General features: G+C 59.8%; 28 protein-coding genes. 6 read left to right on the forward strand and 22 right to left on the reverse strand.

The genetic code is table 11. The features are described 5' to 3' along the window. Positions 1 to 278: 278 nt before the first annotated feature. The 12 genes from KHO07_RS27860 to KHO07_RS27915 all read right to left on the reverse strand — a co-directional run bounded on the left by KHO07_RS27860 (position 279) and on the right by KHO07_RS27915 (position 11,839). Positions 279 to 545, reverse strand: coding sequence for a hypothetical protein (locus KHO07_RS27860; RefSeq protein ID WP_244858256.1), 267 nt, complete (start codon positions 543 to 545; stop codon positions 279 to 281). A gap of 20 nt (positions 546 to 565) precedes the next feature. Next, on the reverse strand, positions 566 to 1,165 hold the full coding sequence (locus KHO07_RS27865; RefSeq protein ID WP_212626068.1) for a hypothetical protein: 600 nt from the start codon (positions 1,163 to 1,165) through the stop codon (positions 566 to 568). Beyond that, entirely contained in the window at positions 1,162 to 1,728 is a 567-nt protein-coding gene (locus KHO07_RS27870) for an RNA polymerase sigma factor (protein ID WP_212626069.1), read from the reverse strand. The genes KHO07_RS27865 and KHO07_RS27870 overlap by 4 nt, the downstream gene beginning before the upstream one ends. Before the next feature lies 1 nt (position 1,729). After that, entirely contained in the window at positions 1,730 to 3,442 is a 1,713-nt protein-coding gene (locus KHO07_RS27875; RefSeq protein ID WP_212626070.1) for a VWA domain-containing protein, read from the reverse strand. A gap of 87 nt (positions 3,443 to 3,529) precedes the next feature. Then, positions 3,530 to 4,093, reverse strand: coding sequence for a YbhB/YbcL family Raf kinase inhibitor-like protein (locus KHO07_RS27880; protein WP_212626071.1), 564 nt, complete (start codon positions 4,091 to 4,093; stop codon positions 3,530 to 3,532). A 195-nt stretch (positions 4,094 to 4,288) separates the two neighbouring features. Continuing rightward, positions 4,289 to 5,794: a YdgA family protein gene (locus KHO07_RS27885; RefSeq protein ID WP_212626072.1), complete on the reverse strand. Its 1,506-nt coding sequence runs from the start codon at positions 5,792 to 5,794 to the stop codon at positions 4,289 to 4,291. 283 nt (positions 5,795 to 6,077) lie between these two features. Beyond that, positions 6,078 to 6,713 carry an NADH:ubiquinone oxidoreductase subunit N gene (locus KHO07_RS27890; protein ID WP_075948552.1) on the reverse strand — a complete coding sequence of 212 codons (636 nt, stop codon included), beginning with the start codon at positions 6,711 to 6,713 and terminating at the stop codon, positions 6,078 to 6,080. A 93-nt stretch (positions 6,714 to 6,806) separates the two neighbouring features. Then, entirely contained in the window at positions 6,807 to 8,255 is a 1,449-nt protein-coding gene (locus tag KHO07_RS27895) for an efflux transporter outer membrane subunit (RefSeq protein WP_212626073.1), read from the reverse strand. Next, positions 8,252 to 9,139, reverse strand: a complete 888-nt coding sequence (locus KHO07_RS27900; protein ID WP_212626074.1) for an HlyD family secretion protein — start codon at positions 9,137 to 9,139, stop codon at positions 8,252 to 8,254. The genes KHO07_RS27895 and KHO07_RS27900 overlap by 4 nt, the downstream gene beginning before the upstream one ends. Beyond that, positions 9,136 to 9,345 carry a DUF1656 domain-containing protein gene (locus KHO07_RS27905; RefSeq protein WP_008059581.1) on the reverse strand — a complete coding sequence of 70 codons (210 nt, stop codon included), beginning with the start codon at positions 9,343 to 9,345 and terminating at the stop codon, positions 9,136 to 9,138. The genes KHO07_RS27900 and KHO07_RS27905 overlap by 4 nt, the downstream gene beginning before the upstream one ends. Continuing rightward, complete coding sequence (locus tag KHO07_RS27910; RefSeq protein WP_212626075.1) at positions 9,342 to 11,414, reverse strand: FUSC family protein; 2,073 nt, start codon at positions 11,412 to 11,414, stop codon at positions 9,342 to 9,344. Before KHO07_RS27910 ends, KHO07_RS27905 begins: the two co-directional genes overlap by 4 nt. After that, positions 11,411 to 11,839: a MarR family transcriptional regulator gene (locus KHO07_RS27915; protein ID WP_150735988.1), complete on the reverse strand. Its 429-nt coding sequence runs from the start codon at positions 11,837 to 11,839 to the stop codon at positions 11,411 to 11,413. The genes KHO07_RS27910 and KHO07_RS27915 overlap by 4 nt, the downstream gene beginning before the upstream one ends. 195 nt (positions 11,840 to 12,034) lie before the next feature. Here KHO07_RS27915 and KHO07_RS27920 point away from each other — a divergent pair, with 195 nt between their 5' ends. Together KHO07_RS27920 and KHO07_RS27925 are read left to right on the forward strand one after the other, a co-directional pair. Next, positions 12,035 to 12,313 (forward strand): antitoxin of toxin-antitoxin stability system, encoded by a 279-nt coding sequence (locus tag KHO07_RS27920; protein WP_075948546.1) that lies wholly within the window; start codon positions 12,035 to 12,037, stop codon positions 12,311 to 12,313. Continuing rightward, on the forward strand, positions 12,310 to 12,591 hold the full coding sequence (locus KHO07_RS27925) for a type II toxin-antitoxin system RelE/ParE family toxin (protein ID WP_212626076.1): 282 nt from the start codon (positions 12,310 to 12,312) through the stop codon (positions 12,589 to 12,591). Before KHO07_RS27920 ends, KHO07_RS27925 begins: the two co-directional genes overlap by 4 nt. A gap of 4 nt (positions 12,592 to 12,595) precedes the next feature. Here the strand turns inward: KHO07_RS27925 and KHO07_RS27930 are convergent, their stop codons facing one another. Continuing rightward, positions 12,596 to 12,841 carry a DUF2789 domain-containing protein gene (locus KHO07_RS27930; RefSeq protein ID WP_075948544.1) on the reverse strand — a complete coding sequence of 82 codons (246 nt, stop codon included), beginning with the start codon at positions 12,839 to 12,841 and terminating at the stop codon, positions 12,596 to 12,598. Positions 12,842 to 12,957: 116 nt separating this feature from the next. Beyond that, positions 12,958 to 13,419: a YbaK/EbsC family protein gene (locus tag KHO07_RS27935; protein ID WP_212626077.1), complete on the reverse strand. Its 462-nt coding sequence runs from the start codon at positions 13,417 to 13,419 to the stop codon at positions 12,958 to 12,960. Positions 13,420 to 13,613: 194 nt separating this feature from the next. Here KHO07_RS27935 and KHO07_RS27940 point away from each other — a divergent pair, with 194 nt between their 5' ends. Both KHO07_RS27940 and KHO07_RS27945 read left to right on the forward strand, forming a co-directional pair. Beyond that, positions 13,614 to 14,144: an NfeD family protein gene (locus KHO07_RS27940; protein ID WP_212626078.1), complete on the forward strand. Its 531-nt coding sequence runs from the start codon at positions 13,614 to 13,616 to the stop codon at positions 14,142 to 14,144. A gap of 2 nt (positions 14,145 to 14,146) precedes the next feature. Next, positions 14,147 to 14,905: a slipin family protein gene (locus KHO07_RS27945; RefSeq protein ID WP_150735992.1), complete on the forward strand. Its 759-nt coding sequence runs from the start codon at positions 14,147 to 14,149 to the stop codon at positions 14,903 to 14,905. Between the two features lie 7 nt (positions 14,906 to 14,912). Here the strand turns inward: KHO07_RS27945 and KHO07_RS27950 are convergent, their stop codons facing one another. The 4 genes from KHO07_RS27950 to KHO07_RS27965 all read right to left on the reverse strand — a co-directional run bounded on the left by KHO07_RS27950 (position 14,913) and on the right by KHO07_RS27965 (position 20,235). Continuing rightward, the gene (locus KHO07_RS27950) at positions 14,913 to 16,478 is read right to left on the reverse strand and encodes an efflux transporter outer membrane subunit (RefSeq protein ID WP_212626079.1); all 1,566 of its coding nucleotides are present in this window, start codon (positions 16,476 to 16,478) and stop codon (positions 14,913 to 14,915) included. Then, positions 16,475 to 17,539, reverse strand: coding sequence for an HlyD family secretion protein (locus KHO07_RS27955; RefSeq protein WP_212626080.1), 1,065 nt, complete (start codon positions 17,537 to 17,539; stop codon positions 16,475 to 16,477). The genes KHO07_RS27950 and KHO07_RS27955 overlap by 4 nt, the downstream gene beginning before the upstream one ends. A 26-nt stretch (positions 17,540 to 17,565) precedes the next feature. Further along, positions 17,566 to 19,098, reverse strand: coding sequence for an MFS transporter (locus tag KHO07_RS27960; protein WP_212626081.1), 1,533 nt, complete (start codon positions 19,096 to 19,098; stop codon positions 17,566 to 17,568). Positions 19,099 to 19,317: 219 nt separating this feature from the next. Then, complete coding sequence (locus tag KHO07_RS27965; protein WP_212626082.1) at positions 19,318 to 20,235, reverse strand: LysR family transcriptional regulator; 918 nt, start codon at positions 20,233 to 20,235, stop codon at positions 19,318 to 19,320. A 205-nt stretch (positions 20,236 to 20,440) separates the two neighbouring features. Here KHO07_RS27965 and KHO07_RS27970 point away from each other — a divergent pair, with 205 nt between their 5' ends. Next, positions 20,441 to 21,373 (forward strand): RHS repeat-associated core domain-containing protein, encoded by a 933-nt coding sequence (locus KHO07_RS27970; protein ID WP_212626083.1) that lies wholly within the window; start codon positions 20,441 to 20,443, stop codon positions 21,371 to 21,373. A 66-nt stretch (positions 21,374 to 21,439) separates the two neighbouring features. Here KHO07_RS27970 and KHO07_RS27975 read toward each other — a convergent pair whose 3' ends face one another. The 4 genes from KHO07_RS27975 to KHO07_RS27990 are packed head-to-tail and all read right to left on the reverse strand — an operon-like array spanning position 21,440 to position 25,125. After that, a complete protein-coding gene (locus tag KHO07_RS27975; protein ID WP_212626084.1) occupies positions 21,440 to 22,306 on the reverse strand; it encodes an ABC transporter permease in 867 nt (288 codons plus the stop codon). Between the two features lie 22 nt (positions 22,307 to 22,328). Continuing rightward, positions 22,329 to 23,189: an ABC transporter ATP-binding protein gene (locus tag KHO07_RS27980; protein ID WP_212626085.1), complete on the reverse strand. Its 861-nt coding sequence runs from the start codon at positions 23,187 to 23,189 to the stop codon at positions 22,329 to 22,331. Between the two features lie 5 nt (positions 23,190 to 23,194). After that, positions 23,195 to 24,220, reverse strand: a complete 1,026-nt coding sequence (locus KHO07_RS27985; RefSeq protein ID WP_212626086.1) for an ABC transporter substrate-binding protein — start codon at positions 24,218 to 24,220, stop codon at positions 23,195 to 23,197. A gap of 17 nt (positions 24,221 to 24,237) precedes the next feature. Further along, the gene (locus tag KHO07_RS27990) at positions 24,238 to 25,125 is read right to left on the reverse strand and encodes a TauD/TfdA family dioxygenase (RefSeq protein ID WP_212626087.1); all 888 of its coding nucleotides are present in this window, start codon (positions 25,123 to 25,125) and stop codon (positions 24,238 to 24,240) included. A 227-nt stretch (positions 25,126 to 25,352) separates the two neighbouring features. Between KHO07_RS27990 and KHO07_RS27995 the strand changes: the two genes are divergently transcribed. Beyond that, entirely contained in the window at positions 25,353 to 25,718 is a 366-nt protein-coding gene (locus KHO07_RS27995; RefSeq protein ID WP_150736016.1) for a tryptophan synthase subunit beta, read from the forward strand. Positions 25,719 to 25,816: the final 98 nt, after the last annotated feature.

The following is a 25,816-nucleotide window of genomic DNA, read 5'->3' on the forward strand; positions in this document are numbered from 1 at the left end:
TAACGTGCAGGTAAGTAACCTGACTGATGCTATGCACTTCACTAACCACGGCGGGCTGCTAAACCCGGTCACTGACAACCAGTGACGCGAATCAAACTACCGACCCGCTCTCAAGCGCACAAGCCGGCGGATTCTGGCGTAGCCGTAGGTAATGGCGCAAGAATTTGTAGCTTGCAGGAAGTAAACCGAAGCCCTTTTAAACAAGCCCAAAATCACTCGGCTGCGGGGCTTTACCTGTAGGAGCGAGCCCCCTACAGGAGATCATTTTTCAGGGAATGTTACTCAGTGGTCCAGTCAAACTCGTCGTACTCATCATCCTCGTCGTCCTCAAAGAATTCCTCTTCAAGGTCGTCGTCTTCAGCCACGGTTTCTTCCGGCTGATTCAGCAGAAAGTCCTTACGACTCTCGGTAATCGCTCGCCGCAGTTCCTCGCCCTTTTGTGGGCAGTTGAGCATTTGGGCGATGCGGTCGATTTTTTTTGTCACGGCATCCTCCAACGCATCGACTATGGCCCGATAGTGCGCGCTTTCGGGCCTTGATGCCAAATTGTCGAGCGTTGTGCCGATCAGTTTTTCTGCAAATCCTTGAGTCGGGCCGTGAGGTTTTCGTCGGGGAAACGCTTGTGCAGGTCGGCGAGCAATTTATCGGCCGCTTGCTTGTGCCCGTTTTTTTGCAGGCGAAGCACTTCGCGAAGCTGCTCGTCCAGGGATTTCACCGGTGCAGCGGCGCGCTTGCTGACGTTGGCTTCTTCGGCCATTTGTGCATTCAAGGACTCGCTCTGCGCGGGGGCAGCGAAGTCGGCCATGGGTACCGCAGGCGCCGGGGCAGCCAATGAGCGCGCAGCCGCCGGGGCTTCGGCGAACTCTTTTTTGGCTTGTGGCGCAGATGCTTTGGGGGCGAAGTCGTAGCCGGGTGCCTGTTCAGGCGTGCGTTGTACCAGCGCCAGCATCAGCGCGACGCCGACCAGGCTGGCGAATGCCACTTGCCAACGGGGTTTCTGGCAGGCCTGTACCCAGCGTTGCCACAGGCTCGGTTTGCGTACCGGCGCTTCCCGCTGCGCGGCGGCCAGGATGAATGCATCCAGATGAGCCGGCGGTTCACCCGCGGCATGTTCACGAAAGTGCTTCACCATTTGTTCTTCTGGCGTAGGACGGGCGTCAGTCATGTCAGTACCTCCTCGGCCAGCAGCCGACGCAGTTTTTGCTGGGCGTAGCGCAAGCGGCTTTTCACGGTTTCCAGCGGGGTTTCGGTGAGGGTGGCGATCTGCGCAAAGTCGAGTTCGCCGTGAGCCCGCAGCAGAAACACTTCACGCTGGTCGGCGGGCAGGTTTTGCAACGCGCGTTCGAGACGTTGGCTGTCGCGACTCAGGCTCAGCAATTGCTCGGGATCGGCGGTACTGTCGATCACCGCGTGAGCCTGTTCGTCATAGCTGTCGTGCAAGGGGTTATGGATGCCCTGTTTGCGCCAGTGATCGATCAATCGATTGCGGGCAATCTGGTAAAGCCAGGTACGAAAATTCGCCCGTCCCTGCGGCTGACTGGTGCTGCGGATCAGGCTCAGCCAGGTGTCCTGATAAACCTCTTCGGCCAGTTCGGCCTTGCCGCTCAGGCCGAACAGGAAGCGGTAGAGTCCCTGGCGGTGACGGGCGTACAAAATCTCGAACGCCGGCCCGTCACCCGAACGATAGCGCGCCAGCAGCGATTCATCGCTTGATTCAGCGCCAGACATATCAGTTGTAGCCTCCCTTGAGCGGCTGATTGTTTGCAGCCGTGGTGGTGCGCAGGCTCTGCGCCAGCTCCACCAATTGCACGAACTCACTGCGCAAGCCGAATCGATCGTCGCCCCGCGCACCACGCGCCAGCGCCTCGGTGTCTTTGAAGCTGAAATCGCCGGTGTAGCGCCCATCCTTGAGCTGCTGGGAGAATGCTGCCACCGCCGCGGCAAAGCGCAGATCATCGCTGGGTTTGCCCATCGGGGCGTTGACGATCGGGCGTTCGATCAAGCGACTGTTCCCACCTTCCGGCAGCTGATAACGCACACGCAGCATTGCCAACTCTCCGCTCTTCTGCGAAACCGCGGCTCCCGATTGAGCGTAACGCAGCGGTTCCAACCAGCCCCTCTCGCCTGCCGGGACAATTTCGTACAACGCCGTTACCGTGTGTCCTGCACCAATTTCACCAGCATCGACCTTGTCGTTGCTGAAATCCTCACGCTTCAACGCCCGATTCTCATACCCCAACAGCCGATATTCACTCACATGCGCCGGGTTGAACTCCACTTGCAGCTTCACATTCTTCGCCACCACGGCGAGGGTCGAGCCGAGCTGATCCACCAGCACCTTGCGCGCCTCGCGCAGGTTGTCGATGTAGGCGTAGTTGCCATCGCCGGCATCGGCCAGTTGTTCCATCAGCTGTTCATTGTAGTTATCCACACCGAAACCCAAGGTAGTCAGGGACACACCGGTCTTGCGTTTATCCACAGCCATTTGCTTGAGGCTGTCGAAGTCGCTGATGCCGACGTTGAAATCGCCGTCCGTGGCAAGCAGTACGCGGTTGATGCCTTGGGGGATAAAGGCCTGTTGCGCCTGTTGATAAGCCAGTTCGATACCCGAGGCCCCGGCGGTGGAGCCACCAGCGGTCAATTGATCGATGGCGGTACGAATCCTGGCTTTTTCCCGTCCGGAGGTGGGTTCCAGCACCACTCGCGACTCCCCGGCGTAGACCACTAACGACACCCGATCCTGTTCACGCAATTGATCGACCAGCAATTTCAGCGTGCTTTTCACCAACGGCAACCCCTCGTGGCGATCCATCGAGCCGGACACGTCCACCAGAAACACCAGGTTCGCCGGGGCCAGTTCCGCAACGGCACGGTCAGAAGCTTTGATGCCGATGCGCAGCAAGCGGGTATGCGGATTCCACGGCGATGCCGCCAGTTCGGTGGTCACGCCGAAGGGCGAACCATCAGTGGGCAACGCGTAATCGTAGGGAAAGTAATTGACCATCTCCTCCAGCCGCACCGCCCCTTCCGGTGGCAGGCGCCCTTGATTGAGCAAGCGGCGGACATTGGCGTACGCGCCGGTGTCGACGTCGGCGCTGAAGGTCGAGACCGGTGCGTCGGCGACGCTGTGGATGGGGTTGTCCGCCAGCGTTTGGTACTTCTCGCGCTGCTCGTCGCGATAGCCCTGTGGATAAGCCTCACCCGCAGGCGTCGGCGCGAAGCTGGCGATCGGCGCTGTCCGCACACTGCGCTTGGCCAGCGAAGTATCGGCCGCGACCATTTCGTGCTGCGCCAGCGCTTCGGTCTTACGTTCAGGCTGGGCCGGTGGCGGCGCTGCGGCAGACTCGGGTTTGGACGAAACACCGCAGCCGGCAACGGCCAGCAATAACCCGACGGCGAAACCCTGGGCGGCCGGGCGGAGGACATACAGAGGGACGGACATGGGGGCTGACCTCAGGAGGAAAATGATCCATTCATCCTCTGAGACGGTCAGCCTTTTCGATTCGGGTTAAGCCGCGCTAAAAAATCTTCAGCGATGGTAACGCCGCACCACGCTGCTGTTTTTCAGCACATGGCCTTTGATTTTTTCCAGAAACTGCGCACGGGTCAGGCCGGCAGGCAAGGCATCCGGGGCCAGGTCCAGGGCGTAGATCTGAATGATGTAATGGTGCGCGCTGTCACCCACGGGCGGGCATGGGCCGACGTAGCCGGTGGTGCCTTTGCTGTTGGTGCCGCCCACGCCTTCAAGCGCGGATTTGGCGCCGACGCCGGACGCAATCTGATGTGTGCTGGCCTTGATGCCGTAATGCAACCAGTGATCGACACCCTGCCCTTTCTGGCCATCGGGGTCGTGCATGACGATGGCGTAGCTGAGGGTGCCTGCCGGACCGGCGTTCCAGGCCAATGCCGGCGAAACGTTGTGCCCGCCGCAGCCCGCTGCATCACTGGCGGCGGCCGAAGTGAACAAGCGGTCATCCGATACACCCGGGATGTTCAGGGTGAAACGCTCTTGGGCTGCGTGTGCCGGAAGTTGCACGCAAAAGGCGACGGCAACGGCCGCCAGCCAAGGTTTCAGAGAGGTCATTCGGGTCATTCCGGAGCACCTTGTGCGTGTTGGGCCGTCGTCGGCGTGCAAACTATAGCCGGACCGTTCACGCGGTGGCAGTGGGATTTGGATGAACATTGCGGTGACACAAACACGCAGGAGCTGCCTCAGGTTGCGATCTTTTGATTCTTGAAAAGCAAAAGATTGCAGCCTGCGGCAACGCCTAAAGGGGGCGCGGTGGTTTTACTGGATTTCGACAGTGCCGCCGAACTTGCTCATCACGAAACCGACGAACTCTTCGAGGGTCATTTTCTGGCCGTTGAAGTCCACCTGATTGTTGGCGTAATGCAGTTTGGTGACGATGTTGTTGCCGTCCAGTTTCGCCAACTGCGAGCCAACGGCCATGCTGCTGAACATGTCAGCTGTGGCGGTGGCCTGATCGGCAATGAGTTTGGCGTCGGTTTGACCGTCGAGTTGCGACTGCACGGTGAGTACGTCAACGAGCATTGGCTTGGACACTTTCAGATTGAAGTCCAGCAATGCGACCAACTGTTTCACCAACTGATCGGCCGGCAAATCGATCGATTGCGGTTTGGTCAGGTCAAGCACCAGGTTCGCCCGGCTCTCGCCGTTGGTGGTTTTGAATGACAGGTTCTCCAATGCCACTTGCGGGCCGGCGGCAAGCAACTGCTCCAGGTTGGTCTTGAGTTGCGCTTCTTCGGCTTCGGTCAGGTTCAGTTCCGGCACCGGTTGTCCTGCTTCGGCAGCCTCGGCGGCGGCCTGTTCGTAGGGCTGCAGTTTGGTCTGGTAAATCTGCATCAGCACCAGGGTGGACGGGATGTCGAGATTCTTCAGGCTCATGGCCATCTGCGCGGAACCCACCACCTGGCCGTTCAACGACACTTCACCGATTTTGTAATCGGCGCGCCCGGAAGCGCTGGTGCCCGATTCCTCGGTGTGGTTCTTCATCTCAAAACTCTTGAACCCAAGCACCGACTGTTTGGCGCCATAGGTGGTTTTGCTGTTGCTCAGCTCGATAGTGTTGTCGCCGGTGTAGTAACCATAGGTGCTTTTGGTCAGGTTGCTGGCCAGGGTGAGACCGTTCAGTTCGACCAATACCGGTGCCTGATCTTCGGAAACAGTGGTCAGTTTCAGGCTGTCCATGTAGCCATCGGCCTTGACCTTCTGCGCCTGGGCGCTGGCCGCGACATCCATCTTCAGACCGGAAAACTTCATGCTGGATTTTTCGTCCAGCGCCATTTCCAGTGGCAGCAATTCCAGGGTGCCGTTGGTGGAGTTGTCGTAGCCTATATTCACGACACCCTTGAGCGGCGAGGTGTCCTTGGCGGCGGCGAACCATTTTTCGGTGAGCGGCGTCTTTTCCAGTTCGTAGTGACTGGTGGCCATGACCGGCAGCCACTTCAGCGACATCAGGCGCGAGAACGGCAACGGACCGTGTTCAATGTGATCGACGAACAGCAATTCCACCGGGGCTTCGCCGAACATTTCGCCTTCACCCTTGAGGCGATAGTGCGCGGTGCTGCTGAACACATGACGCTCCAGCGAGACCAGCTCCAGCGATGCAGTGCCCTTGTAGCCGACCAGTGCGGCCTGCAATTGCTTGTTGGCATCCACCAGGGAAGTGTTCAACACCCCCTCGATCTTGGTGCCGGTAAACCAGGCACCGCCAGCGCTGATTGCACCAATGGCGACAACAATTCCCAGAAGCACGCCTGCTGATTTATTCATGTATGACCCGTTCAATGTCCGTTGTTGAAGGTGTGGTCGTCTTCCCTGAACCCATGGCGGGTTACGGTTACGACTGCGCTGAAAGTGAGGTGCAGATTAGCATCAGGCACGGCGGGCGGCCCAATGATTAACGGTGAAAGAGTGTTTATGGGACGTTGCTGTAAGACGCGAGCATTGCGGTGTTGATTCGATTGCTATCGCTGGCAAGCCAGCTCCCACAGAGATTGTGTGTACCTGTAGGAGCTGGCTTGCCAGCGATGGCGTCCGTGTCATCAACACAGATTCAAGAATATTGAACCTCGATCTCATCCAGCTGATGATCAAACGTTTTAAGCCGCGCAGTCCAGGTGTACACCAGCACTTCAAAATCCCGGTTGATCACCGCCCCACCCGTCACTTCGCCACGCGGGTCGCAGAAATCCAGTTGATAGCGCTCGCGGGCCATGGCGGTAGCGACGTCGGCCAGTTCCCGGGCGTTGTTGAGCCAGTGTCGACCGTCGTCCTCGACTTGCTTGTCCAGTTCCAGGCATTGCTTCTTCAGGGTTTCGAGACTTTTTTCCAGCGGCGTGCCTGTCAGTTCCCCCATCACTTCCTGGAACGTGCGCCCCGGCTGCCAGTAACTGCCCCAGAAATAGCGATCGAACACCGTTTCGACCCGGCGCAACGCGACCTTGGTGTCCCAGATCAGCAGCAGCGTCTTGCCTTGCTGGAGTTGTCTTTTTTTGATGCGTTGCGTCTGGACGGACACCCAGGCCACCACCGCGACGGACATCACGGCGATCAGCGCCACCGCGCTGTCGAGGAACACCATCGCCTTGTCGATCTGGTGGGCGAGCATGATGCCGTAGAAATAGGTGGCCGAAAGCAGCAACAACGCTACGACGGCGCACCAGAAGCCGAGAGCATAAGGGTTTTTCATTATTGGTTTCCCCATGACCTGCGCGAGCCTTAAGTGCAGCAAGGGCGCTTTGCACGGGGCGCCCTTCCAACACTTCAAAGCATAGCAACGGCCTCAGGGTTTGCCGGAGTTCGACGCTTGCGTTCGTCCGCTTTCCCAACCACCGCCCAGCGCCAGGAACAAATTGATCTGGCTCGCGGCAACCTGGGTGTTCGCCGCCGCCAGTTGCGCGGTGACGTCGATGTAGGTGCGTGTCGCTTGCAGGTCGGCCAGGAAGGAGGCACGACCCGCCTGGAAGAAGCGGTGAGTCTGATCCGCCGCCAGTTTTGCCGACTGCTCGGCGTCTGCCAGGGCATCACGGCGTTGCAGCAATGACGAATACTGGGCCAGGCCAGTCTGGGCTTCGCGGATCGCGTTGAGCACCACGCCGTCGAAATGCGCGAGCGCGCCCTGGGTGGCCGCCTCGGCTTCGCGGATGCGTGCTCGGGCGCCGTTGGTCGGCACGGTCCAGGTCAGCGACGGCCCGAAGCCCCAGCGATTGGTCGACGGCTCGCCGAGGTTGTCGAGGATACCCACGGTGCCGATGGTCGCGCCGATGCTGATGTCCGGGTACAACTGCCCCGTGGCGACGCCAATCGTGGCGGTTGCCGCCGCCAGTCGACGCTCGGCCTGCCGTATGTCGGGACGACGCTTGAGCAGCGATGCGCCATCGCCCACCGGCATCAGTTGCGCGATTTTCGGCAGTTCGGCGCAGGTCGCCGTGCCTGAGGGCAGTTGATCGACAGGCTTGGCCAACAGCATCGACAACTGGAACAACCCTGCCTGACGCGCCGCCTCATAACGGGGCATTTCGGCGCGCAAGGATTTGAATTGGGTTTGCGAGCGAGTGACCTGGGTTTCGTCGCCACGCCCGGCATCGCGCAGTCGCTGGATGAGCGTGGTGCTTTGCGATTGCAGGTCGAGGGAGTGCTGGGCAATTTCGCGCTCTTCGTTGGCCGCGCACACCTGGGTGTAGGCGCGGACCACATCGGCCACCAAAGTGATGCGTGCCGTGTCAGCAGCAGCCTGGGTCGCATCGGCATTGGCCTTGGCCGCCTCGATGCCGCGCTGCAATGTGCCGAACAGGTCGAACTGGTACGAGGCGCTGATGCCAATATCGCCGATGTTGGCCACCGGCACTTTTTCCGGCAGCAAGAATGCTTCACCGGACTCCTGCAAGCGCTGGGCCCCCATCTTCACCCCGCCACTCCAGCCACCGGCGGCCTCAGCTTCGTCGACCTGGGCGCGGGCCCTGGACAGGTTGGCTGCCGCCACCCGCAAATCGGTGTTGGAAGCCATGGCCTGCTGGACCAATTGGTCGAGTCGCGGGTCTTGATACAGGCGCCACCAATCGGCGGGCACGGGTACCGAGACCACCGGCTTGCCCTCCACCGCCAACTCGCCCTGCAAGTCTTTGCGGTGGATGGCGGCGGCGTCCGGCACCTGATAGTCCGGGCCGACCACCTGACACGCCGACAGCAACAAGCCTAATCCGGCAACCGCCAAACCCGAGGCCTTGCTCATTGCGCGGGCTCCCGCTGGCTGTCCTCAATGATCGATACCGTAGCGGTGCGCCCGGCGATCATGCGGAAATCCGCCGGCACGTCGTCGAAGGCAATCCGCACCGGAATCCGCTGGGCCAGGCGCACCCAACTGAACGCCGGGTTGACGTTGGGCAGCAGGTTGTTGCCGCTGGTGCGGTCGCGGTCTTCGATGCCGGCGACGATGCTTTCCACGTGCCCGCGCAAGCGGGCGTTGTCGCCGATCACGCGGATATCGACACGCTGGCCAATGTGAATGCCGTTGAGCTTGGTTTCTTCGAAATAGCCGTCGATGTGGAAGGAGTTGCTGTCGACCACCGACAACACCGGGCGCCCGGCACTGACGAATTCCTGGCTGCGTGGTGCGCGGTCGTTGACGTAACCGTCGACCGGACTGCGGATCACCGAGCGGTCGAGGTTGAGCTGCGCGCTGTCCACCGCCACTTGGGCTTCCATCAACGCGACCTGGGCGCGGGTCACTCGCGACTGGCTTTCTTCCAGTTGCTCGCCCGGCACCAGATTACCGAGGCCTTTGTTGCGCTTGGCTTCGCGTTGAGCCTGGGCCAGGGTTTCCTCGCGGTCGGCGACTGCCGCTTTCGCCTGGCGCAGGGCCAGTTTGAAACGGTCTTGATCGATGCTGAACAACACCTGGCCGCGTTTGACCAACTGGTTGTCGCGCACTTCCACCTGCTGGATCAGGCCGGACACGTCCGGCGCGATCTGCACGATGTCGGCACGGATGTGCCCGTCGCGGGTCCAGGGCGCGAACATGTAATACATCACCATGCGCCAGACCACGACCACGGCGAAACTCACGATCAACAGGGTCAGCACCACGCGACCGAGGGTTAGAAACGGTTTTTTCATGTCATCAGGTATCGACTGAGTGAATCCACGGCGCCAAGCAGCAAGGCGTAGAGAGCCACGTTGAACAATGCCCGGTGCCAGACCAGACGGTAAAAGTGCAGGCGCGTCAGCACCCCGTGCACCAACAGGTACAACACATACGTAATGCCCATCAGCACCAGCAGCGTAGGCAGGAACACCCCGCTGATATCCAGATCACCGATCATAAAGGCGCTCCATCGATGCCATGGGGAAGCGGTTCTTCAGCGTCGGTGGAACCGACAAATTCGACGCCGGGCAACAACGCCAGGCGCAAGCCGCTCAAGGCGTGCAGCAGATGCCGACGGGTTTCATCGTCACCCGCGCCGGCAAGGGCACGGCGGGTGCGGTCGAGGGTCATCAGCAACGGACTCGGTGCCGGCAGGCGTTCACCAGCCTTGAGGCAAGCCTTGAAATACTCGCCGACCTCGGCCACTACCTGATGCAGCAATGTCTGCGGCGCGCCGTGAACCCGCGGCGTATAAGCGAGCAAGTCCAGCATATTCAGCGCCACACGGACTTCGCGCAGGGCGATGCCGGTGTCCTGGCCGGTCATGGCCAACCGCGGCAAATGCTGCATCAGTCGATCCAGCACCTGCACGCCCAGTTTCCGGTGATCGGCCAGGGTGGCCGGTTCGGTGAGGCTGACAATGTCGCGCCAGGCGAAACGGGTCAGGCGCTTGGCCGCCAGTTCGGCGCCGAACGGGCGGGCGACCAGGGTCCAGACGAAGGCAAACAACAGCCCAACCGGACCGGCCAGGTTGGAATTGACGAAGCTGAGAAAGTCCGCGTCGTAGGCGCCTTGAATGCTGATGAACGACGAGGTGTTAACCAGCGTCAGCAGCATGCCGAGGTAAAACTGTGGCTTGACCGTCAAGGTGCCGACGATGATGAACGGCACGGCAAACGCCAGCACCAGCATCGGGAAATCATGCAGGTTGGGCAGCACAAGAAACAGGTAGAGGCTGGCGAACAACACCGACATCGCCGTCCAGAAAAAGAACCGGTAAATCTGCGGCGCCGGGTCATCCATCGAGGCAAAGAAGCTGCACGCCACCGCCGCCAGAATCACCGCCGCGCCGCCGTCGGTCCAGCCCAGCAGAATCCACAGCACCGAAGCGACGATGATCGCCATGACGGTAGATGCGGCGGAATAGAGCATCAGGCCACGGTCCAGGAATGCAGTCAGCCGGCCCAGGCGCCAGTGCCGATACACCGCACGCCAGCTGTCCTGGCTTTCGCATTGGATGGCGTGTTGCAGGCTGCGGCAGTCCTGCCACAAATCGATCCATTCACCGAGGCGATAAATGGCATTGGAGAACAGCAGTTGCTTGCGATCCTCCAGCGCTTCGGCGTCGGGTTGCAGGGCTTGAAGCTGGTCTTTCAACGCTTGCCAGCGGTCGAGGTCAGCGTCCTTGTGCTCGAGCCATTGGGTGGCGGCGACCAGCAGCGGTGTGAACTTGTCCACCAGCTCCGGCGTGCGTCGCTCCAACGCGTAGAGCGCATCGTCGAGGGCATCGATCACCGGTAATAGATGAATCATTCGGCCACGCAGCTCTTTGGTGTTGCGCACGGTTTGTGGGCGCGCGCCTTCGTGGGGCAACTGGCCGATCATCAATTCGAGGGTGTTGAACGTCGTCACCATCGACGCACGCAGGGCGCTGACTTCCTCGGGCTGCACGTTGCGGCCAAGGAAGCGCTGGCTGTAAGTCGACGCGTCGGCGAACCATTTGCCCACTGAATCGTTGAACACCGGGGCCAGGCGCCGAGGCCAGAACATGGCACCCACCACCGCCGCCACGGCGATGCCCAGGAAGATTTCTTCAGTGCGCGCTTCGGCCACGTCCCACACACCCAACGGGTTATCCACCACCGGCAGCGCAATCAACGGCAAGGTGTAACCGGCCAGCATCAAGGCGTAGTTGTTGGCGGTACGCAAATGCATGGACAGAAACAACAGGGTCCCGGTCCACAGCGCAATGACCACCACCAGCAGGTAAGGACTCTGGACAAACATCGGCACGAACAGAACGGCGGCAGCGGCGCCCAGAAAAGTGCCGACCGCGCGGTACAGCGCCTTGGAACTGGTCGGCCCGACAAACGGGCTGGAGACGATATACACCGTGGCCATCGCCCAGTAAGGACGCGGCATTTGCATGAGCAGGGCGATGTAAAGCGCGATCATCGAAGCCGCGAAGGTGCGTACTCCGTAAAACCAGTCCCGCGCGGGAGGCATGCCGGAAAAGAAGCCGCTCAAGAGTGAGTGTCCGAAGGTTGCCCAGCCGCCTCGAAGGCCTTCAATACACGCAGGGCAGCTTCCAGGTCTCGCGGGTCGATGCCTTCGAGTACCTCATTGCGCAATCGCACCAGTTCGACCTCGACGGCTTGTACCAGGGTCCGACCCGTATCAGTCAGGCTCAGGCATTTTGCCCGGCGGTCCTGGGCATCGGCGGTACGACAGACGTAACCGGCGTGGCACAGTTGATCCAGCAAACGCACAAGAGACGGACTTTCCATCCCCGCCGCCTGCGCCACCGTCACCTGCCGCACCCCCTCGCCCAAGCGCCCGATCATCAACAACGGAACAGCACAGGCTTCGGAGATTCCATAGTTGACCAGCGTGGTCTGGCAGATCTTGCGCCAATGCCGGGCGGCCACCACCATGGAGCTGCTGATGTTCATCTGGAGAGCGTCGAGGGAATTCGGCACGAGGGAAAATACACACTGTTAGTTTGCTAACTATCAATATGGCATTTGAAGGGATTTTTCGTCAAGTTTTGAAACAAATTGACCGCCAATCGGTAAGCCGCATCTGCGGGGTATCGCGATACTGAAAACGTATATACTTTTTCAGTACAAACCTCGAGAACACAGGTCATGTCAAAACAAGCTGTTTTTACGATGAAACTTGAGTCTGAATTGCGAGAACAGTTCATGGCAGAAGCAGAAGCAGCTCATCGTCCGGCCTCGCAAATCGTTCGGGAAATGATGCGCCAGTTTGTTCAAACCCAACGTGAATCCCGCGAGTACGAGGCGTTCCTGCAACGTAAGGTGGACATCGCACGTACTTCGATGCGCCATGGTGACGGTCTGACAAACGAAGAAATTGAAGCAGAATTCGCCGCCAGGCGCAGGCAGGCAATCAGACAAGAATGAAAGTAACTTGGACGAAAGAAGCAGCACAGGATCGTGCAGACATTTGGGATTATTTGCATGCTCTCAATCCGAAAGCAGCCATAGAGATGGACACCCGTTTCAGCGACGCGGTATCCCGGCTTGTCCACTATCCAAACAGCGGACCTGCCGGAATCATTTCAGGCACTCGCGAGCTGGTTCCCCACCAGAGTTACCGCATTGTTTATGAGCAATGGGCGGATTCAATATGGATACTTGCCGTTGTTCATACCTCTCGACAGTGGCCACCTGAAAGCTGAATTTTTACACCCCCCGCCCCTTCCTCAACATCACATCCAACTGGTCCACCACCTCCGCCCAATCGGCGTCATCCAGAATTTCCTTGCGCAACAGATCCGCCTGGCTCGGGTTCCAGAAAAACGCGTCCGCCAGATGCAGGTCGGGTTTGAGCGGTGAATGGGTGGCGACAAATTTGTCGATGCTTTCGGCGTCATCGGCGAGGCCGAGTTGCTTGAACAAGGATGGGAGGCTGTGGGTTGGGTTTTCCATGTCCGGCTCCTGTGAATCAGTAAAAAAGACCGCTGCGCGGTCATCGCGAGCTGGCTCGCTCCCACAGGGATTGCGAAAGCCCTGCCCGCGATGACGGCAGCCAATACACCGCACATTTAATCACTCAACTCCCGCACCTCCGCATGCGGCACCATTTTCAGGAAGTCAGGCATGTTCATGTGCAGCAGGTTGATGTGGTTGCCAGCCTCCAGGTAGATGTCTTTCTGCCGGGTCAGCAACGGGTCGATGACTACGTCCAGCCCATAGGCTTCACCCAGGGCAGGCACCGCACCACGTTCGCAGTCATCGAACAGGTGCGGCAGGCTGCTTTCCCGGGACACCTGCCATTCACCGCTGCTGCGGACTTTGCTCAGGTCCAGGTGACGGCTGGCGGGCAGCACGGCCATCAGGTAATGCCCATGGTGATCATCCAGGATCACCGATTTGGCCACCCGCTCGGCAGGAATTCCCGCGACCCGCGCGGTTTCAAGACTGCTGGCGGAGTGACGGTGGGTGACGATGTCATAGTCGCATTGAGCCTTCTCCAGGCTTCGCTGCACGGTTCTTGCCATACGCATGATGCACCTCGATGTCCGCAACATTGCCGGGCGGACGCGGTTAACGTTGTTCTGCGTAGTAAAAGTCTAGGCCTGCCGGGCCGTCTCGACGGGAAATCCGCCCATCGGACACGTCGACAGCTGAGCAAAAAACGTACAACCGCCAGGTCAACTAGACTCAATACAGAACCTATGGCGACTCTCCCGGAGTTCACGTGAATACCCGTTGTTGTGCCCTTGCATTGTTGTTGGCGTTGAGCGGCTCTGCGCTCGCCGCAGAGGCTGACCTGTCGGCAACCAATCCCGTCGGGATCTGGCTGATCATCTTGGGCATCGCATTTCTGATCGCCGAAGCAGCAATGCCCAATTACGGCGTGATCGGCCTGGGCGGGATTGTGATGTTCGTGATCGGCGCGGTGATCCTGACCAATGCCGATCTGCCCATCCCGTTAATGATCGGACTGGGCCTGATCAGTGCGCTACTGCTGATAGTCCTGCTGATCCGCGCCCTGAAAACCCGACCACGGCAAAACGTCAGCGGCGATGCCGGACTGCTGGGCAGTGTGACCCCGGTGTTGTCACTGCAGGCCGGCGATGCGTTTCACGGTTGGGTGCATTTGCTGGGTGAACACTGGCAAGTGTCGAGTGCCAAACCGCTGCAAATCGGGCAACCGGTCCGCGTGGTGGCACGCAAGGGATTGACGCTGGAAGTGGCCGCGACTGACGCGGTGGCAGTTGGAGAATAACCATGGGATTGCAACTGGGTTTTGTCGCGCTGCTACTGCTGTTGATCGCATTGGCGGGAGCGACCTTCCGCATCCTGCGCGAATACGAACGCGGGGTGGTGTTCCAGCTCGGACGCTTCTGGCAGGTCAAAGGCCCGGGGCTGATCCTGTTGATTCCAGTGATTCAGCAAATGGTCCGCGTCGACTTGCGCACCGTGGTCCTCGACGTCCCGGCGCAGGATGTGATCACCCGCGACAACGTGTCGGTCAAGGTCAACGCCGTGCTGTACTTCCGCGTGCTCGATCCGCAGAAGGCAATCATCCAGGTTGAAGACTTTCTCATGGCCACCAGCCAATTGGCGCAAACCACGTTGCGTGCCGTGCTCGGTAAACACGAACTCGATGAATTGCTGGCCGAACGCGAACGGTTGAACGTCGACATCCAGCAAGTGCTCGACGCCCAGACCGATGCGTGGGGGATCAAGGTCGCCAACGTCGAGATCAAGCACGTGGACCTCAACGAATCGATGATCCGCGCCATCGCCAAACAGGCCGAAGCGGAACGCGAACGCCGGGCCAAAGTGATCCACGCCGAAGGCGAACTGCAAGCCTCGGAAAAACTCATGCAAGCCGCTGAAATGCTCGGCCGCCAGCCCGGTGCGATGCAGTTGCGCTACATGCAGACGTTGAGTTCGATTGCTGGCGACAAGAGCTCAACCATCGTCTTTCCGTTGCCGATCGAGTTGCTCAAGGGCATGGCGGATTTGTCATCGAAGCCTTGAACGCCCCTCAGCGCTGCGCCGCCAGCGGATACACCGATTGCCATCCGCCACCCAGCGCCTTGTACAAACCGACCGCGGCCAGCGACACACCGGCAGAGCTCTCGACCCATTGCTCCTGAGTCGCCAGCAAGGCGCTTTGCACGGTGAGTACGTTGACGAAATCCACCACACCCTCAACATATTGCCGTTGCGCGGTTTGCAAGGCGATTTGGTTCTGCCGCACCGCTTCGGCCAGGCTGTCACGGCGCAGTTGGCTGGCGTAATAGGCGCTCAATTGATCATCGATTTCATGCCAGGCACGCAACACGGTTTGCTGGTAGGCAATGGCAGCCTCCTGTTGCTGGGCTTCGCGCAGGTTCAATACACCGCGCAAGCGTCCGCCGTCGAACAAAGGCAAACTGAACTGCGGGCCGATGCTGAACGCACGCGAGCCCCACGAGCCAAAATCGCTCAGCTGCATGGCTTGTGAACCGACATTGCCCGACAGCGTGATACGCGGATAAAAATCACCCTTGGCCACACCAATGCTCGCGGTCGCGGCATGCAAACGGGCTTCGGCCTCACGAATGTCCGGACGACGCTCGGCCAGTTGCGACGGCAGGCCGATGGCGACCTGGCGCGGGGTCTGCGGCACTGGCGCGTCAGTGGATAACTCGGCGGCCAACGCGTGTGGCGGCTCGCCCATCAACAGGCTCAGGGCGTTGATCAATTGCGCCTGACGCTGCTCCAGCGCTGGCAGGCGCGACTCGATAGCGGCGACTTGCGCGGCGGCTTCGGCGACGTCCAGATCGGTCGCCACACCATCGGCCAGACGCAGTTGCGACAGTTTCAAACTGTGGCGCGCGACATCGAGGTTCTGCTCGGTGACAGCGCGGGTGTTTTGCACGCCGCGCAACTGAATGTAGTTGTGTGCGGTTTCAGCGAGCACCGACAACAACACACCGCGGCGGTCATTTTCCGCGACCTCAAGGGTAGCGTCGGCGGCTTCGGTTTCACGGCGCACACGGCCCCAGAAATCCAGTTCCCATGACGCGGAGAAACCGCCATCCCACAGGTTGAACGCGGAGTTGCCATTGTTCCCCGACGGGTCCATCAAACCTTCGCCGCTGTTGCGTTTACGTGCGTAGCCGCCGCCAGCGGCGGTACTTGGATAACGCTCGGCCGTCACCACCTGGCGCACGGCGCGGCTCTGTTGCAAGCGGCTGCTGGCGAGCTTCAGGTCGAGGTTGTCAGTCAAGGCGCGCTGACTCAACGCCGAGAGTTTCGGGTCGTTGAACACTTCCCACCAGCGCTCATCCAGGGTTTCGTTGATGGCCTGGCTGGCGGCGACTTTTGAGGGTTTCGACCACTCGGCAATTTGTTGTGCCTCGGGTTTGCGAAAGTCCGGGCCGACGGTGCAGGCGCCCAACGCAAACAGACTAAAAACAAACACTGCTGACTGGGCCAGCGCCTTGTGGCGAGGGAGCTTGCTCCTGCTGGGCTGCGAAGCGGCCGAAAAATCCGTGAGCGCTACGCACTCAAGCGGGAGCAAGCTCCCTCGCCACAGGGATCGATGTTTGTCTGAAAAACTCATCGTTGAACAACCTCGTTCACCTTGCCACTGGCCGTATCAATCCGCGCCTCCACCGACATCCCCACGCGCAAGCGCTCGGCCATCGGCTGCCCCGGTTCCAGCACAATCTTCACCGGAATCCGCTGAACAACCTTGGTGAAGTTACCGGTCGCGTTGTCCGGTTTCACCGAAGCAAACGTCACGCCCGTGGCCGGTGCGATACTCTCGACGCGACCGGTCAGCAGCTCGCCACCAAAGGTATCGACACGCACCTGCACGTCTTGGCCTGGCTGCACATTGGTCAATTGGGTTTCCTGAAAGTTGGCTACCACATAAGCCTGCGCCAGCGGGACCACGGCAAGCAGTTTGCTGCCTGGCGTGACATAGGCGCCTACCCGCACCGCGCGCTCGCCGACCATGCCGTCCTGCGGCGCAACGATGCGTGTGTAAGACAGCTCATAACTGGCAATTTCCAGTTTTGCCTGCGCGCGTTGCAAGCCACCGTCAGCCGCGTCACGCTGAGCGGTGAGAATGTCGACCTGCTTGCGCTCCGCCGCCAGCACCGCCGAGGCATTGGTCAATTGCGCGCGGGCCTGGTCGATGCGCGTGCGCGCCTGCTGCGCATTTTGCACCGTCCCCGCACCGACGCCGGCAAGGTGGTTGTAGCGATTCAATTCGTGTTCGGCGAATGCCATTTCAGCCTTGGCCGATATCACTTTTGCCTGCGCCTGAGCGATCACCGATGCTTGACGTTCGAGGGTCGCCCGGGCGTTTTGCAGCTGCGCCTGCGCCACCAGCGAATCCGCAGCGGCGGCCTCAGCGGCGGCGCGCAGGTCGCGATCATCGATCAATGCCAGCAACTGCCCGGCCTTGACCTGCTGGTTGTCTTCCACCAGCACTTGCTTGATGAACCCGGCAACGCGCGGCACCACCAGCGTGTAGTCCGCCGCGACATAAGCGTCGTTGGTGCTCTGCTGCGTGCGCTGGCCGAACAGGTTGGGTGCCAGCATATAAACCAGCACGCCCAGCGTGATCACGACGGCAACGCCCACAGCCACTTTTTGTTTTGATTGAGTCGTCATAAAAACCTTCAGTTTCAGTGGAGCATTCAGGTCGGTGCGCGCGGCGGATAGATCCGCGTCGGCATCCAGAAAATCAGCAAGATCAGCGCCACGGCGACACCGGCCATGCACAGGTAAAGATCCGAGGCGGCGAGCACCACGGCTTGTTCATGCAACCGACGGGCGAGGCCCGGCGTGTCACTGTCGACCAGGGGCGAATTGCCCAGACGGTCCACCAGCATCGTCGAGTGGAAGTGCAGGCGCTGGGTGGTCAAGGTGTCCAGCACCCCGGTGGCGATGACCGCCGCCAGGCCTTTCACGGTGTTGAACCATGATGAAGCGAAAGGGCCGTCCATCGGGTTGATGCTGCCAGTCGACAGCATCAGCAACGGCAACACCGCCATCGGCTGACCGAAGATCTGCAGCAGTTGCAGCACATAGAAATCGTCGCGAATCCAAACCGACGTCAGCAGCGAACCGCCGATGCAGGACAGCACCAGCATGCTCAGGCCGAGGCCCAATACCCAACGGCAATCGACCCAGCGCAGGTTGCACAGCGCGGCCACCAACGGCAGCGCGATCAACTGCGGCAATGCTGCCAGCAGCGTGATCGGCGCAGTCTGCACCGGGCGATAGCCCTGGACCTGCGCCAGATAGCTCGATGGAAGAATCACCACCGCCGACAACACCACCAGAACCCCTGCAAGGGTGATCAAGGCGAACGACAAGTTGCGGATGCCGAGCATCTGTATTTTGAAAAACGGGACGGGCTGCGACCATTCGTTGATCAGGAACAGCACCAGCAATAGCACCCCGCCGATCAGCAAAACGCAGATCAGGCTCGACTCGAACCAGTCCAGCCGATTGCCCTGCAGAATGCCGATCACCAGCATGCAGATCGCCGGAAACCCGAGCAGCAGACCGCGCCAGTTGAACTGCTTGAAGCGCTCAAGGCGCAGCGGATCCTGAGGAATGCCATAGCCCACCGCGACCATGGCAATCAGGCACGGCACGACGATTTGCCAGAACGTCCATTGCCAGCCGACGTACTCGGTCCAGAGCCCCGCCAGTGGCGTGCCCAACCCCGGACCGAAGGTGGCCGTCAGGGTGTAGCCGGCCAGACCGTAAAGCTTCACGTTGGCGGGCAGAAAACGCAGGGCAACGGTCATCAACATCGGCGGCAATGCACCGCCGGCCAGGCCTTGCAAGGTACGCAGCACCAACAGGCTTTCGTAGTTCGGCGCAAAAGGGCACAACACCCCCAACAGGGTGAAGGCACTGATCGCCCAGAGCGTGAAGCGCCGCAATGAAAGGGTCACAGCGCACCAGGGTGCAAACGCCGCGGCGGCCACCGAAGTCGCAGCGTAGCTGGCGACCAGCCAGGTGCCCTCGTCATAGCCGATGGCCAACGCACCCCGGATATCCGCCAGGGCAACCTTGGTCACCATCTCGTTGAGGCCAGCAACCAGCACCGCCAACAACACGCCCACCAGGCCAATGATGAGCCGTGGGCCAAACACCATCGGCGCAGGGGCCGCCGTGGGGGCAGCCAAAGGCGCCGTGGCCGTCAGGGAGGTCATCGGTGTACAACTCCGAAAAAATAAGGTGGCAGTCTACGAACGCTGATCGCTGACGAAAACTGACTTATCGGCAATTTATAAGTGCGTTGGACGCAGCATTCGAACGCCGCTAATCACCGCGACAACGAACCCTTGTCACGCGTAGAAATGACGGAAAAAACTATCACCGCCGCTTCAGCTCAACCACCATCCATAGGTGTTAGTGGCCCCTTGCGAACCTCAGGGCTGAGCGGCCAGCCACGTCTCGTCGCAACAGGCTTTGAGCGTTTCACGCAGCCAGCGGTGGGCGGGATCGTTGTCAAAGCGCGGGTGCCAGGCCTGGCTGAGCACGATGGTCGGCAATGGAATAGGCAATGTGAACGAACGCAACTTGAGTCCCAACCGGCGCACGCTCAGCAGCGTCTCCCGGGGCACCGGCAGAATCAGATCGGAATCAGGCAAAGCGAACATCGCCGCATGGAAACTCGGCGCGATCACCGCCACCCGCCGCTCCAGCCCCAAGGCATTGAGTGCGGCATCGATCGGGCCGCGTGCGATACCACGGCGAGACATGCTGATGTGCGAATAACCGGCAAAACGTTCGGCGGTGATTTCCTGGTCGAGCAAGGGATGATCCTCGCGCACCAGCCCGACAAACTGGGTGGAAAACAGGTTCTGCACCTTCACTTCCGGCATCACCGGCCGATTGTTGCTGACGCTCAGATCAATGCGGCCCTCGCGCAAGGCCTCGTCATCGCCGTCGCCCTCCGGGGCGAAACGCAATTCGCAATGCGGGGCCTGACGCTCCATGGTGTCGAACAGCTTGCCGCCATAGATGCCAATGAAGAAATCGTTGGCCCGAATACTGAAGCGCCGCCGCAAACTGCCCAGATCCACCACGCCCGCGGAGTGGAACAACTGCGCGGCCTGCTCCACCACATCGCGCACCTGTTCGCGCAACTCCAGCGCCTTGGGCGTCGGCACCAGACCACGACCGGCGCGTACCAGGATCGGATCGCCGATGGCCTCGCGAATGCGCGTCAACGTGCGGCTCATCGCCGCCGGACTCAAGTTCATCCGCCGCGCCGCGCCCACCACACTGCCCTCGTCGAGCAAGGCGTCGAGGGCGACCAAAAGGTTCATGTCTGGCAATTGCATGGCGAGCACTCGTGACTGATCCGGGTTGATTCAGACGCAATGCTAGCAAACTACCTCAGAATGATGGGCCGGCGGTACCGGCCCCATCGCATGCATCCGTACCGGCCCGAAAAGAGACTCATACCACTATCACTTCTGATAGTTCTCAAGCCTGGCTCAAGCGAGTAAAACTCAAGACCTGCCCCTCGGCCGAGAAGATCCCGGTATGAGTCAATCCATTGATCAAGACAACGGCAGCGCGTCACGAGTCGTACTGCTGGCCACCGACCGCAGCCAATCCATCCTTGGCGAAATCGTCGATGGGCAAACCAACACCCTCAGTTACTCCGCTTACGGCGAGCAATCCGCGCAGCAGAAAGTCGAGACACGACTGGGGTTCAATGGCCAGCTGCGTGAAGCAAGCATTGGTTGGTATTTGCTGGGCAACGGCTACCGCGCCTACAACCCGCGACTGATGCGCTTTCACTGCCCGGACAGCTGGAGTCCGTTTGGTGGGGGTGGGTTGAATGCGTATATGTATTGCGTGGGGGATCCGGTGAATCGGGTGGATCCGACGGGGCATTTGGGAGTATTGACGCTACTTTCCAGCTTCAGGGACTTGGGGACAATCGGCTACGTTACCTCCGTATTGGGAACAAGTCTGAATATTGGAGTTCTAGTAGGTCGCGGCCAAACTACTCTGGCAAACGGACTGGGAATAATCTCGGGACTCACGGGGATGGCCGCCGGGGCTTCAGTCCTGATGGATGTTGCGCCTGTAGCTACTCAACTCCTTTCCGCAACAAGCCTGACATCAGGCGCAGCTTCCAGTTATCTGGGCGTTCGTTCACTGCGCACACTCTTACAACCAACAGCAGAAGTAAGATTTGGCAGTGTCGCCCCCTATAAAAGACCCTATGAAAGCCCGCCTTCATATTTCAGTCATGACCCAGCTTCTTTCACCGGAAAACTAATTCCAAATACAGTCAGAGAATTTGACGCGCCCCCTCCTAGGTATACGCATAGCGCACCTGAGTCGTCAGTTCAGCCACGACCTCCGCTGCCGCCCTATTCTGAACAAGATATGAGCCCATTGATTCAGCCAATTCATGAAAACAATCGCAGCGTATTAGTTAGTGCGGCAATCATTCGCCAGTAGAAGGTTTATGGTAGATGCCTGGTGATAAATGCGAGCTGTACCTTAAGTTCTGAGTGAGAGTATTTCTCACCGCACCATCCCCCACCGCCTAACCGTCACCCGCTCCAACGAATCAAACACCAGGTTCTCCACCAGCAACCCGATCAGAATCACCACCGCCAAACCGGCAAACACCTTGTCCGTGTACAACTCATTTCGATTCTGAAAGATGTACCAGCCCAACCCGCCTTTGCCGCTGGTGGCGCCGAACACCAACTCAGCCGCGATCAACGTGCGCCAGGCAAATGCCCAGCCGATTTTCAGCCCGGCGAGGATTGATGGCAGCGCCGCCGGGATCAGGATGAACAGTACGAAGCGCATGCCCTTGAGGCCATAGTTGCGCCCGGCCATGCGCAGGGTTTCCGAGACACCGAGGAACCCGGCGTAGGTGTTCAGCGCCAGCGCCCAGAGCACCGAATGCACCAACACGAAAATCAGGCTGTTCTGCCCCAGCCCGAACCACAGTAGAGCCAGCGGCAACAGGGCAATCGCCGGTAGCGGATTGAACATCGAGGTCAGCGTGCTGAGCAAATCGCGACCGAATTGCGTCGACACCGCCAGTGTCGTCAGGGCAAATGCCAGGACGATGCCGATCAGGTAACCCTTGAGCAACACCACCAAAGAAATCCACACCTTGCCGAGCAATTCACCACTGAGCAGGCCGTCGTACAAGGCGTTTGCGGTTTGCATGAAGCTCGGCAGCAGCAGGTCGTTGTTTGTATAGCGCGAAGCGGCTTCCCACAGCACGGCGAGCATCATCAGGATCAGGCTTTTACGAATCCAGCCCTGTTGCCACAGACGTTGGCCGATGGGCAGTTCACGCTCCAGCGGCACGCTGGTCAGTGGCTGCAGTACGGTTTCAAACGCTTCACGCGGGGATGATAAATGGCTCATCGGGCCCTCCTCTCAAACTGGCTCAATAAGCGATGCGGATATCGGCGAAGTCGAGTTCACGCTCGGTTTGCGGCGACTGGCCTTCATCGAACAACAACCGGTGGATGCGCCGCGCCGACGCCTGGAACGCCACCCCGCCGAGGCTGTGCAAGTCGTATTGATGGCTGTGGACTTCTGCCCTCACCCGCCCCGGGTGCGGTGACAACAAAAGGATGCGATTGCCCACCACCAGCGCTTCTTCGATGGAGTGTGTAACGAACAGCAGCGTGAAGCGCACTTCCTCCCAGAGCAGCAGCAACTCCTCCTGCATCTTGCGTCGGGTCAATGCATCGAGCGCCGCGAAGGGTTCGTCCATCAAGAGGATTTTCGGCTGCATCGCCAACGCCCGGGCTATGGCAACCCGCGCTTTCATGCCGCCCGACAGGGTATGCGGATAAGCATCGGCAAACGCCGCCAGACCGACCTTCTCCAGGTAGTGCAGAGCCCGCTCTTCTGCCTCTTTGCGCTTGAGGGTTTTCGAGGCAAGCAGTGCGAACATCACGTTTTGCTTGACGGTTTTCCAGGGTGGCAGTTGATCGAACTCCTGGAACACCACGATCCGGTCCGGCCCCGGTGCATCGACGCGCTGACCTTGCAGACGGATCTCGCCTTCCACGGGCTGGATGAATCCGGCAGCCGCTTTGAGCAGTGTCGACTTGCCGCAACCGGACGGACCCAACAACACAAAACGGTCTGCCAGGTCGATTTCAAAACTGACTTGGTGGGTGGCTCGAACCACACGCTGCGGCGTGCGGTATTCGAGGCTGACATTATCGACCGACAACAGCGCCTGGGCTGTTGCGTCCGGTTTGCTGACCGTGTGGCCTTGCAAGGGAGCATTCATTTCAATCAGCTCCCTTGCAGCGGTTTGGCGTCCTGGAAGAAGTAATCCCTCCACGAATCCGGTTTGTTTTTGATCGCGCCTACGCGGTAAAGAAACTCAGCCAGCGGATAGGTATTTTTCGGTGTGACGCTGAATTCGAACTGCGGGTTGTCGATGATTTTCAGCAACTCGGCGCGGTCGATTTTTGCCTTGGTGACGCGGATGTAGGTGTCGGCTGCCGCGCCTTTATCGTTTTGGGCAAACGTGGCCGCTTCGGTCAAAGCATCGATAAAGGCTTTGTAGGTTTTCGGGTTGTCGTTGCGGAATTTCTCGGTGGCGAACAGCACTGTCGGCGAGTTTGGGCCAAGCAGGTCGTAAGTGTTGAGCACCACGTGCACATTTGGGTTGGCCAGTGCCTGATCCTGGAACGGCGGGTTGGAGAAATGCCCGGTCAGTTCGGTGCCGCCAGCCACCAGCGCTGCCGTGGCATCCGGGTGGGGAACGGCGATGGTGTACTTGTCGAGGCGATTGAATTCCTTGTCGCCCCACTGCTTGGCGGCGGCGTATTGCAGGAAGCGCGACTGCACCGAAACACCCACGGCCGGCACTGCGATGCGGTCCTTCTCGGTGAAATCGGCGATGGTTTTGACCTTCGGATTATTGCTCACCAGGTAATACGGGAAGTTACCCAGGGAAGCGACGGCTTTGACGTTCTGCTTGCCGTGGGTGCGGTCCCAGATGGTCAGTAGCGGGCCGACGCCGGCACCGGCAATGTCGATCGAGCCGGAGAGCAACGCATCGTTGACCGCCGCGCCGCCCGAGAGCTGGGTCCAGTCGACCTTGATGTCGATGCCTTCCTGCTTGCCGTACTTCTCGATCAGGTTCTGATCGCGCACCACGTTGAGCAACAGGTAAACAATGCCGAACTGTTCGGCGATGCGGATTTCACCTTCGGCGTGAGCCAAAGTCGGCGCCACCAGGCTGCCGGCGATCAGGCTGAAACCCAGGCCGATGGAGGCGGCCAGCGGCGCGAATGGAAGACGTTTGGACATGATCAATCTCCGACAAATCAGAAAGGCGCGTCGCCCTGGATGGTGGTGCGATACAGCTTGCGGCGCAGATGGCTTGGGCATCCGGCGGCAAGATGGATCAGCGAACGGTTGTCCCAGAACACCAGGTCATGGGGCTGCCACTGATGGCGGTAAATATTTTGTGGCAGCACGCTATGGGCGTAGAGCTCGGCCAGCAGTTGTTGGCTCTCGTCCTCCGGCAGGCCAACGATGCGGGTGGTGAAACCCTCGCTGACGAACAGCGCCTTGCGACCGTTTTCCGGGTGAGTACGCACCACCGGGTGCACCACTTCGGCGACCTGGGCGAGTTGCTCCGGGGTCAACGTCGGGCGCCAGTTACCTTCGAATTTGGTCTCGCTGTAACGCGCCGTGTAGGAGTGCGCCGCCGAGCGACCTTCCACCGCTTTGCGCAGCGCCTCGGGCAGGTTGTCCCAGGCTTTGTGCATATCGGCGAAGAGCGTGTCGCCGCCCTCGGATGGCAGCTCCTGGGCATGCAGCATCGAGCCCAGGCTCGGCAGTTCTTTGTAGGAGAGATCGGAATGCCAGAACTTGCCGGCATCACCGAGGCCGATGTTTTGGCCGTTCTCGACAATGTTGGACACGATGAGGATTTGCGGATGGTTCGCCAGCAAAAACTGCTTGAGCACATGAATTTGCAGCACGCCAAAACGACGGCTGAAATCGATCTGTTGCTGAGGGGTTATGCGCTGGTCGCGAAAGACCACCACGTGATAGTCCAGGTGCGCGCGGTGAATGCGGGCGAAGTCCTGGTCATTGATCGGACGGGACACATCGAGGCCGATGATTTCGACGCCCACTGCGCCGCTGAACGGGCGAATTTCAAAGTGTTGTGGCGCGATGGCTGGCGATGCTGATACGGCTGACATAAATCACTCCCACGCACGGCACGCTCAGGGGCGCGCACGTCGATCAGAAACTCACGGATATCGTGTTGGTTCGTGTCGTGCGGCGCGCCGATTGGTCGGCAAGTACGCAGGTGAGTAACTTTATAGATATAAGAACAGTATTTTAAATACCGTTAGCGAATAACCATATGGCCGAATTCGCCTATGCTGCTGACAGCATGACGCGGTTCTTCTCCGAGGGATGTTCCATGTTCTACGTGCAACGCAATACAGACGGACAACTGATGCGCGTGGAAGCCGAAGCCTACGCCGAATCCACGGAAACGCTGCCGGCCGACCACCCTGATCTCCAGGCCTGGTTCGCCAACGAACTCATGGCCACCAGCATCACCCAGCTCAAGCAGATCAAACAGCTCAAGCAACTGCGCAAGAGCGACCTGGAAATGATCCGGGTACTCGACGATTTGATCGAAGTGTTGATCAGCAAAGGCGTGATCCTCGTCACCGACCTGCCAGCGCCGGCACAGGCCAAACTCATGGACCGGAGCCAGGCGCGGGAGGCGTTGGGCGGGTTGAGTCATTTGGTGGGTGATGATGAGGACGGGTTGATCTGAGTTTTTTCTTCGTCGCCTGTACTGACGCCATCGCGGGCAAGCCCGCTCCCACAGGTTTTTGTGTGGTGCACAAATTTTGCGTCCACCGACAATCACTG

Origin of the sequence: Pseudomonas sp. PP3 (assembly GCF_905336995.1) — a bacterium.
Classification (GTDB): domain Bacteria; phylum Pseudomonadota; class Gammaproteobacteria; order Pseudomonadales; family Pseudomonadaceae; genus Aquipseudomonas; species Aquipseudomonas reinekei.

Coding starts and splice junctions, on each gene's coding strand:
- KHO07_RS27865 (WP_212626068.1), bottom strand. CDS start 1,165: ATGACTGACGCCCGTCCTACGCCAGAAGAACAAATGGTGAAGCACTTT.
- KHO07_RS27870 (WP_212626069.1), bottom strand. CDS start 1,728: ATGTCTGGCGCTGAATCAAGCGATGAATCGCTGCTGGCGCGCTATCGT.
- KHO07_RS27875 (WP_212626070.1), bottom strand. CDS start 3,442: ATGTCCGTCCCTCTGTATGTCCTCCGCCCGGCCGCCCAGGGTTTCGCC.
- KHO07_RS27880 (WP_212626071.1), bottom strand. CDS start 4,093: ATGACCCGAATGACCTCTCTGAAACCTTGGCTGGCGGCCGTTGCCGTC.
- KHO07_RS27885 (WP_212626072.1), bottom strand. CDS start 5,794: ATGAATAAATCAGCAGGCGTGCTTCTGGGAATTGTTGTCGCCATTGGT.
- KHO07_RS27890 (WP_075948552.1), bottom strand. CDS start 6,713: ATGAAAAACCCTTATGCTCTCGGCTTCTGGTGCGCCGTCGTAGCGTTG.
- KHO07_RS27895 (WP_212626073.1), bottom strand. CDS start 8,255: ATGAGCAAGGCCTCGGGTTTGGCGGTTGCCGGATTAGGCTTGTTGCTG.
- KHO07_RS27900 (WP_212626074.1), bottom strand. CDS start 9,139: ATGAAAAAACCGTTTCTAACCCTCGGTCGCGTGGTGCTGACCCTGTTG.
- KHO07_RS27905 (WP_008059581.1), bottom strand. CDS start 9,345: ATGATCGGTGATCTGGATATCAGCGGGGTGTTCCTGCCTACGCTGCTG.
- KHO07_RS27915 (WP_150735988.1), bottom strand. CDS start 11,839: ATGAACATCAGCAGCTCCATGGTGGTGGCCGCCCGGCATTGGCGCAAG.
- KHO07_RS27920 (WP_075948546.1), top strand. CDS start 12,035: ATGTCAAAACAAGCTGTTTTTACGATGAAACTTGAGTCTGAATTGCGA.
- KHO07_RS27925 (WP_212626076.1), top strand. CDS start 12,310: ATGAAAGTAACTTGGACGAAAGAAGCAGCACAGGATCGTGCAGACATT.
- KHO07_RS27930 (WP_075948544.1), bottom strand. CDS start 12,841: ATGGAAAACCCAACCCACAGCCTCCCATCCTTGTTCAAGCAACTCGGC.
- KHO07_RS27935 (WP_212626077.1), bottom strand. CDS start 13,419: ATGCGTATGGCAAGAACCGTGCAGCGAAGCCTGGAGAAGGCTCAATGC.
- KHO07_RS27945 (WP_150735992.1), top strand. CDS start 14,147: ATGGGATTGCAACTGGGTTTTGTCGCGCTGCTACTGCTGTTGATCGCA.
- KHO07_RS27950 (WP_212626079.1), bottom strand. CDS start 16,478: ATGAGTTTTTCAGACAAACATCGATCCCTGTGGCGAGGGAGCTTGCTC.
- KHO07_RS27955 (WP_212626080.1), bottom strand. CDS start 17,539: ATGACGACTCAATCAAAACAAAAAGTGGCTGTGGGCGTTGCCGTCGTG.
- KHO07_RS27960 (WP_212626081.1), bottom strand. CDS start 19,098: ATGACCTCCCTGACGGCCACGGCGCCTTTGGCTGCCCCCACGGCGGCC.
- KHO07_RS27965 (WP_212626082.1), bottom strand. CDS start 20,235: ATGCAATTGCCAGACATGAACCTTTTGGTCGCCCTCGACGCCTTGCTC.
- KHO07_RS27970 (WP_212626083.1), top strand. CDS start 20,441: ATGAGTCAATCCATTGATCAAGACAACGGCAGCGCGTCACGAGTCGTA.
- KHO07_RS27975 (WP_212626084.1), bottom strand. CDS start 22,306: ATGAGCCATTTATCATCCCCGCGTGAAGCGTTTGAAACCGTACTGCAG.
- KHO07_RS27980 (WP_212626085.1), bottom strand. CDS start 23,189: ATGAATGCTCCCTTGCAAGGCCACACGGTCAGCAAACCGGACGCAACA.
- KHO07_RS27985 (WP_212626086.1), bottom strand. CDS start 24,220: ATGTCCAAACGTCTTCCATTCGCGCCGCTGGCCGCCTCCATCGGCCTG.
- KHO07_RS27990 (WP_212626087.1), bottom strand. CDS start 25,125: ATGTCAGCCGTATCAGCATCGCCAGCCATCGCGCCACAACACTTTGAA.
- KHO07_RS27995 (WP_150736016.1), top strand. CDS start 25,353: ATGTTCTACGTGCAACGCAATACAGACGGACAACTGATGCGCGTGGAA.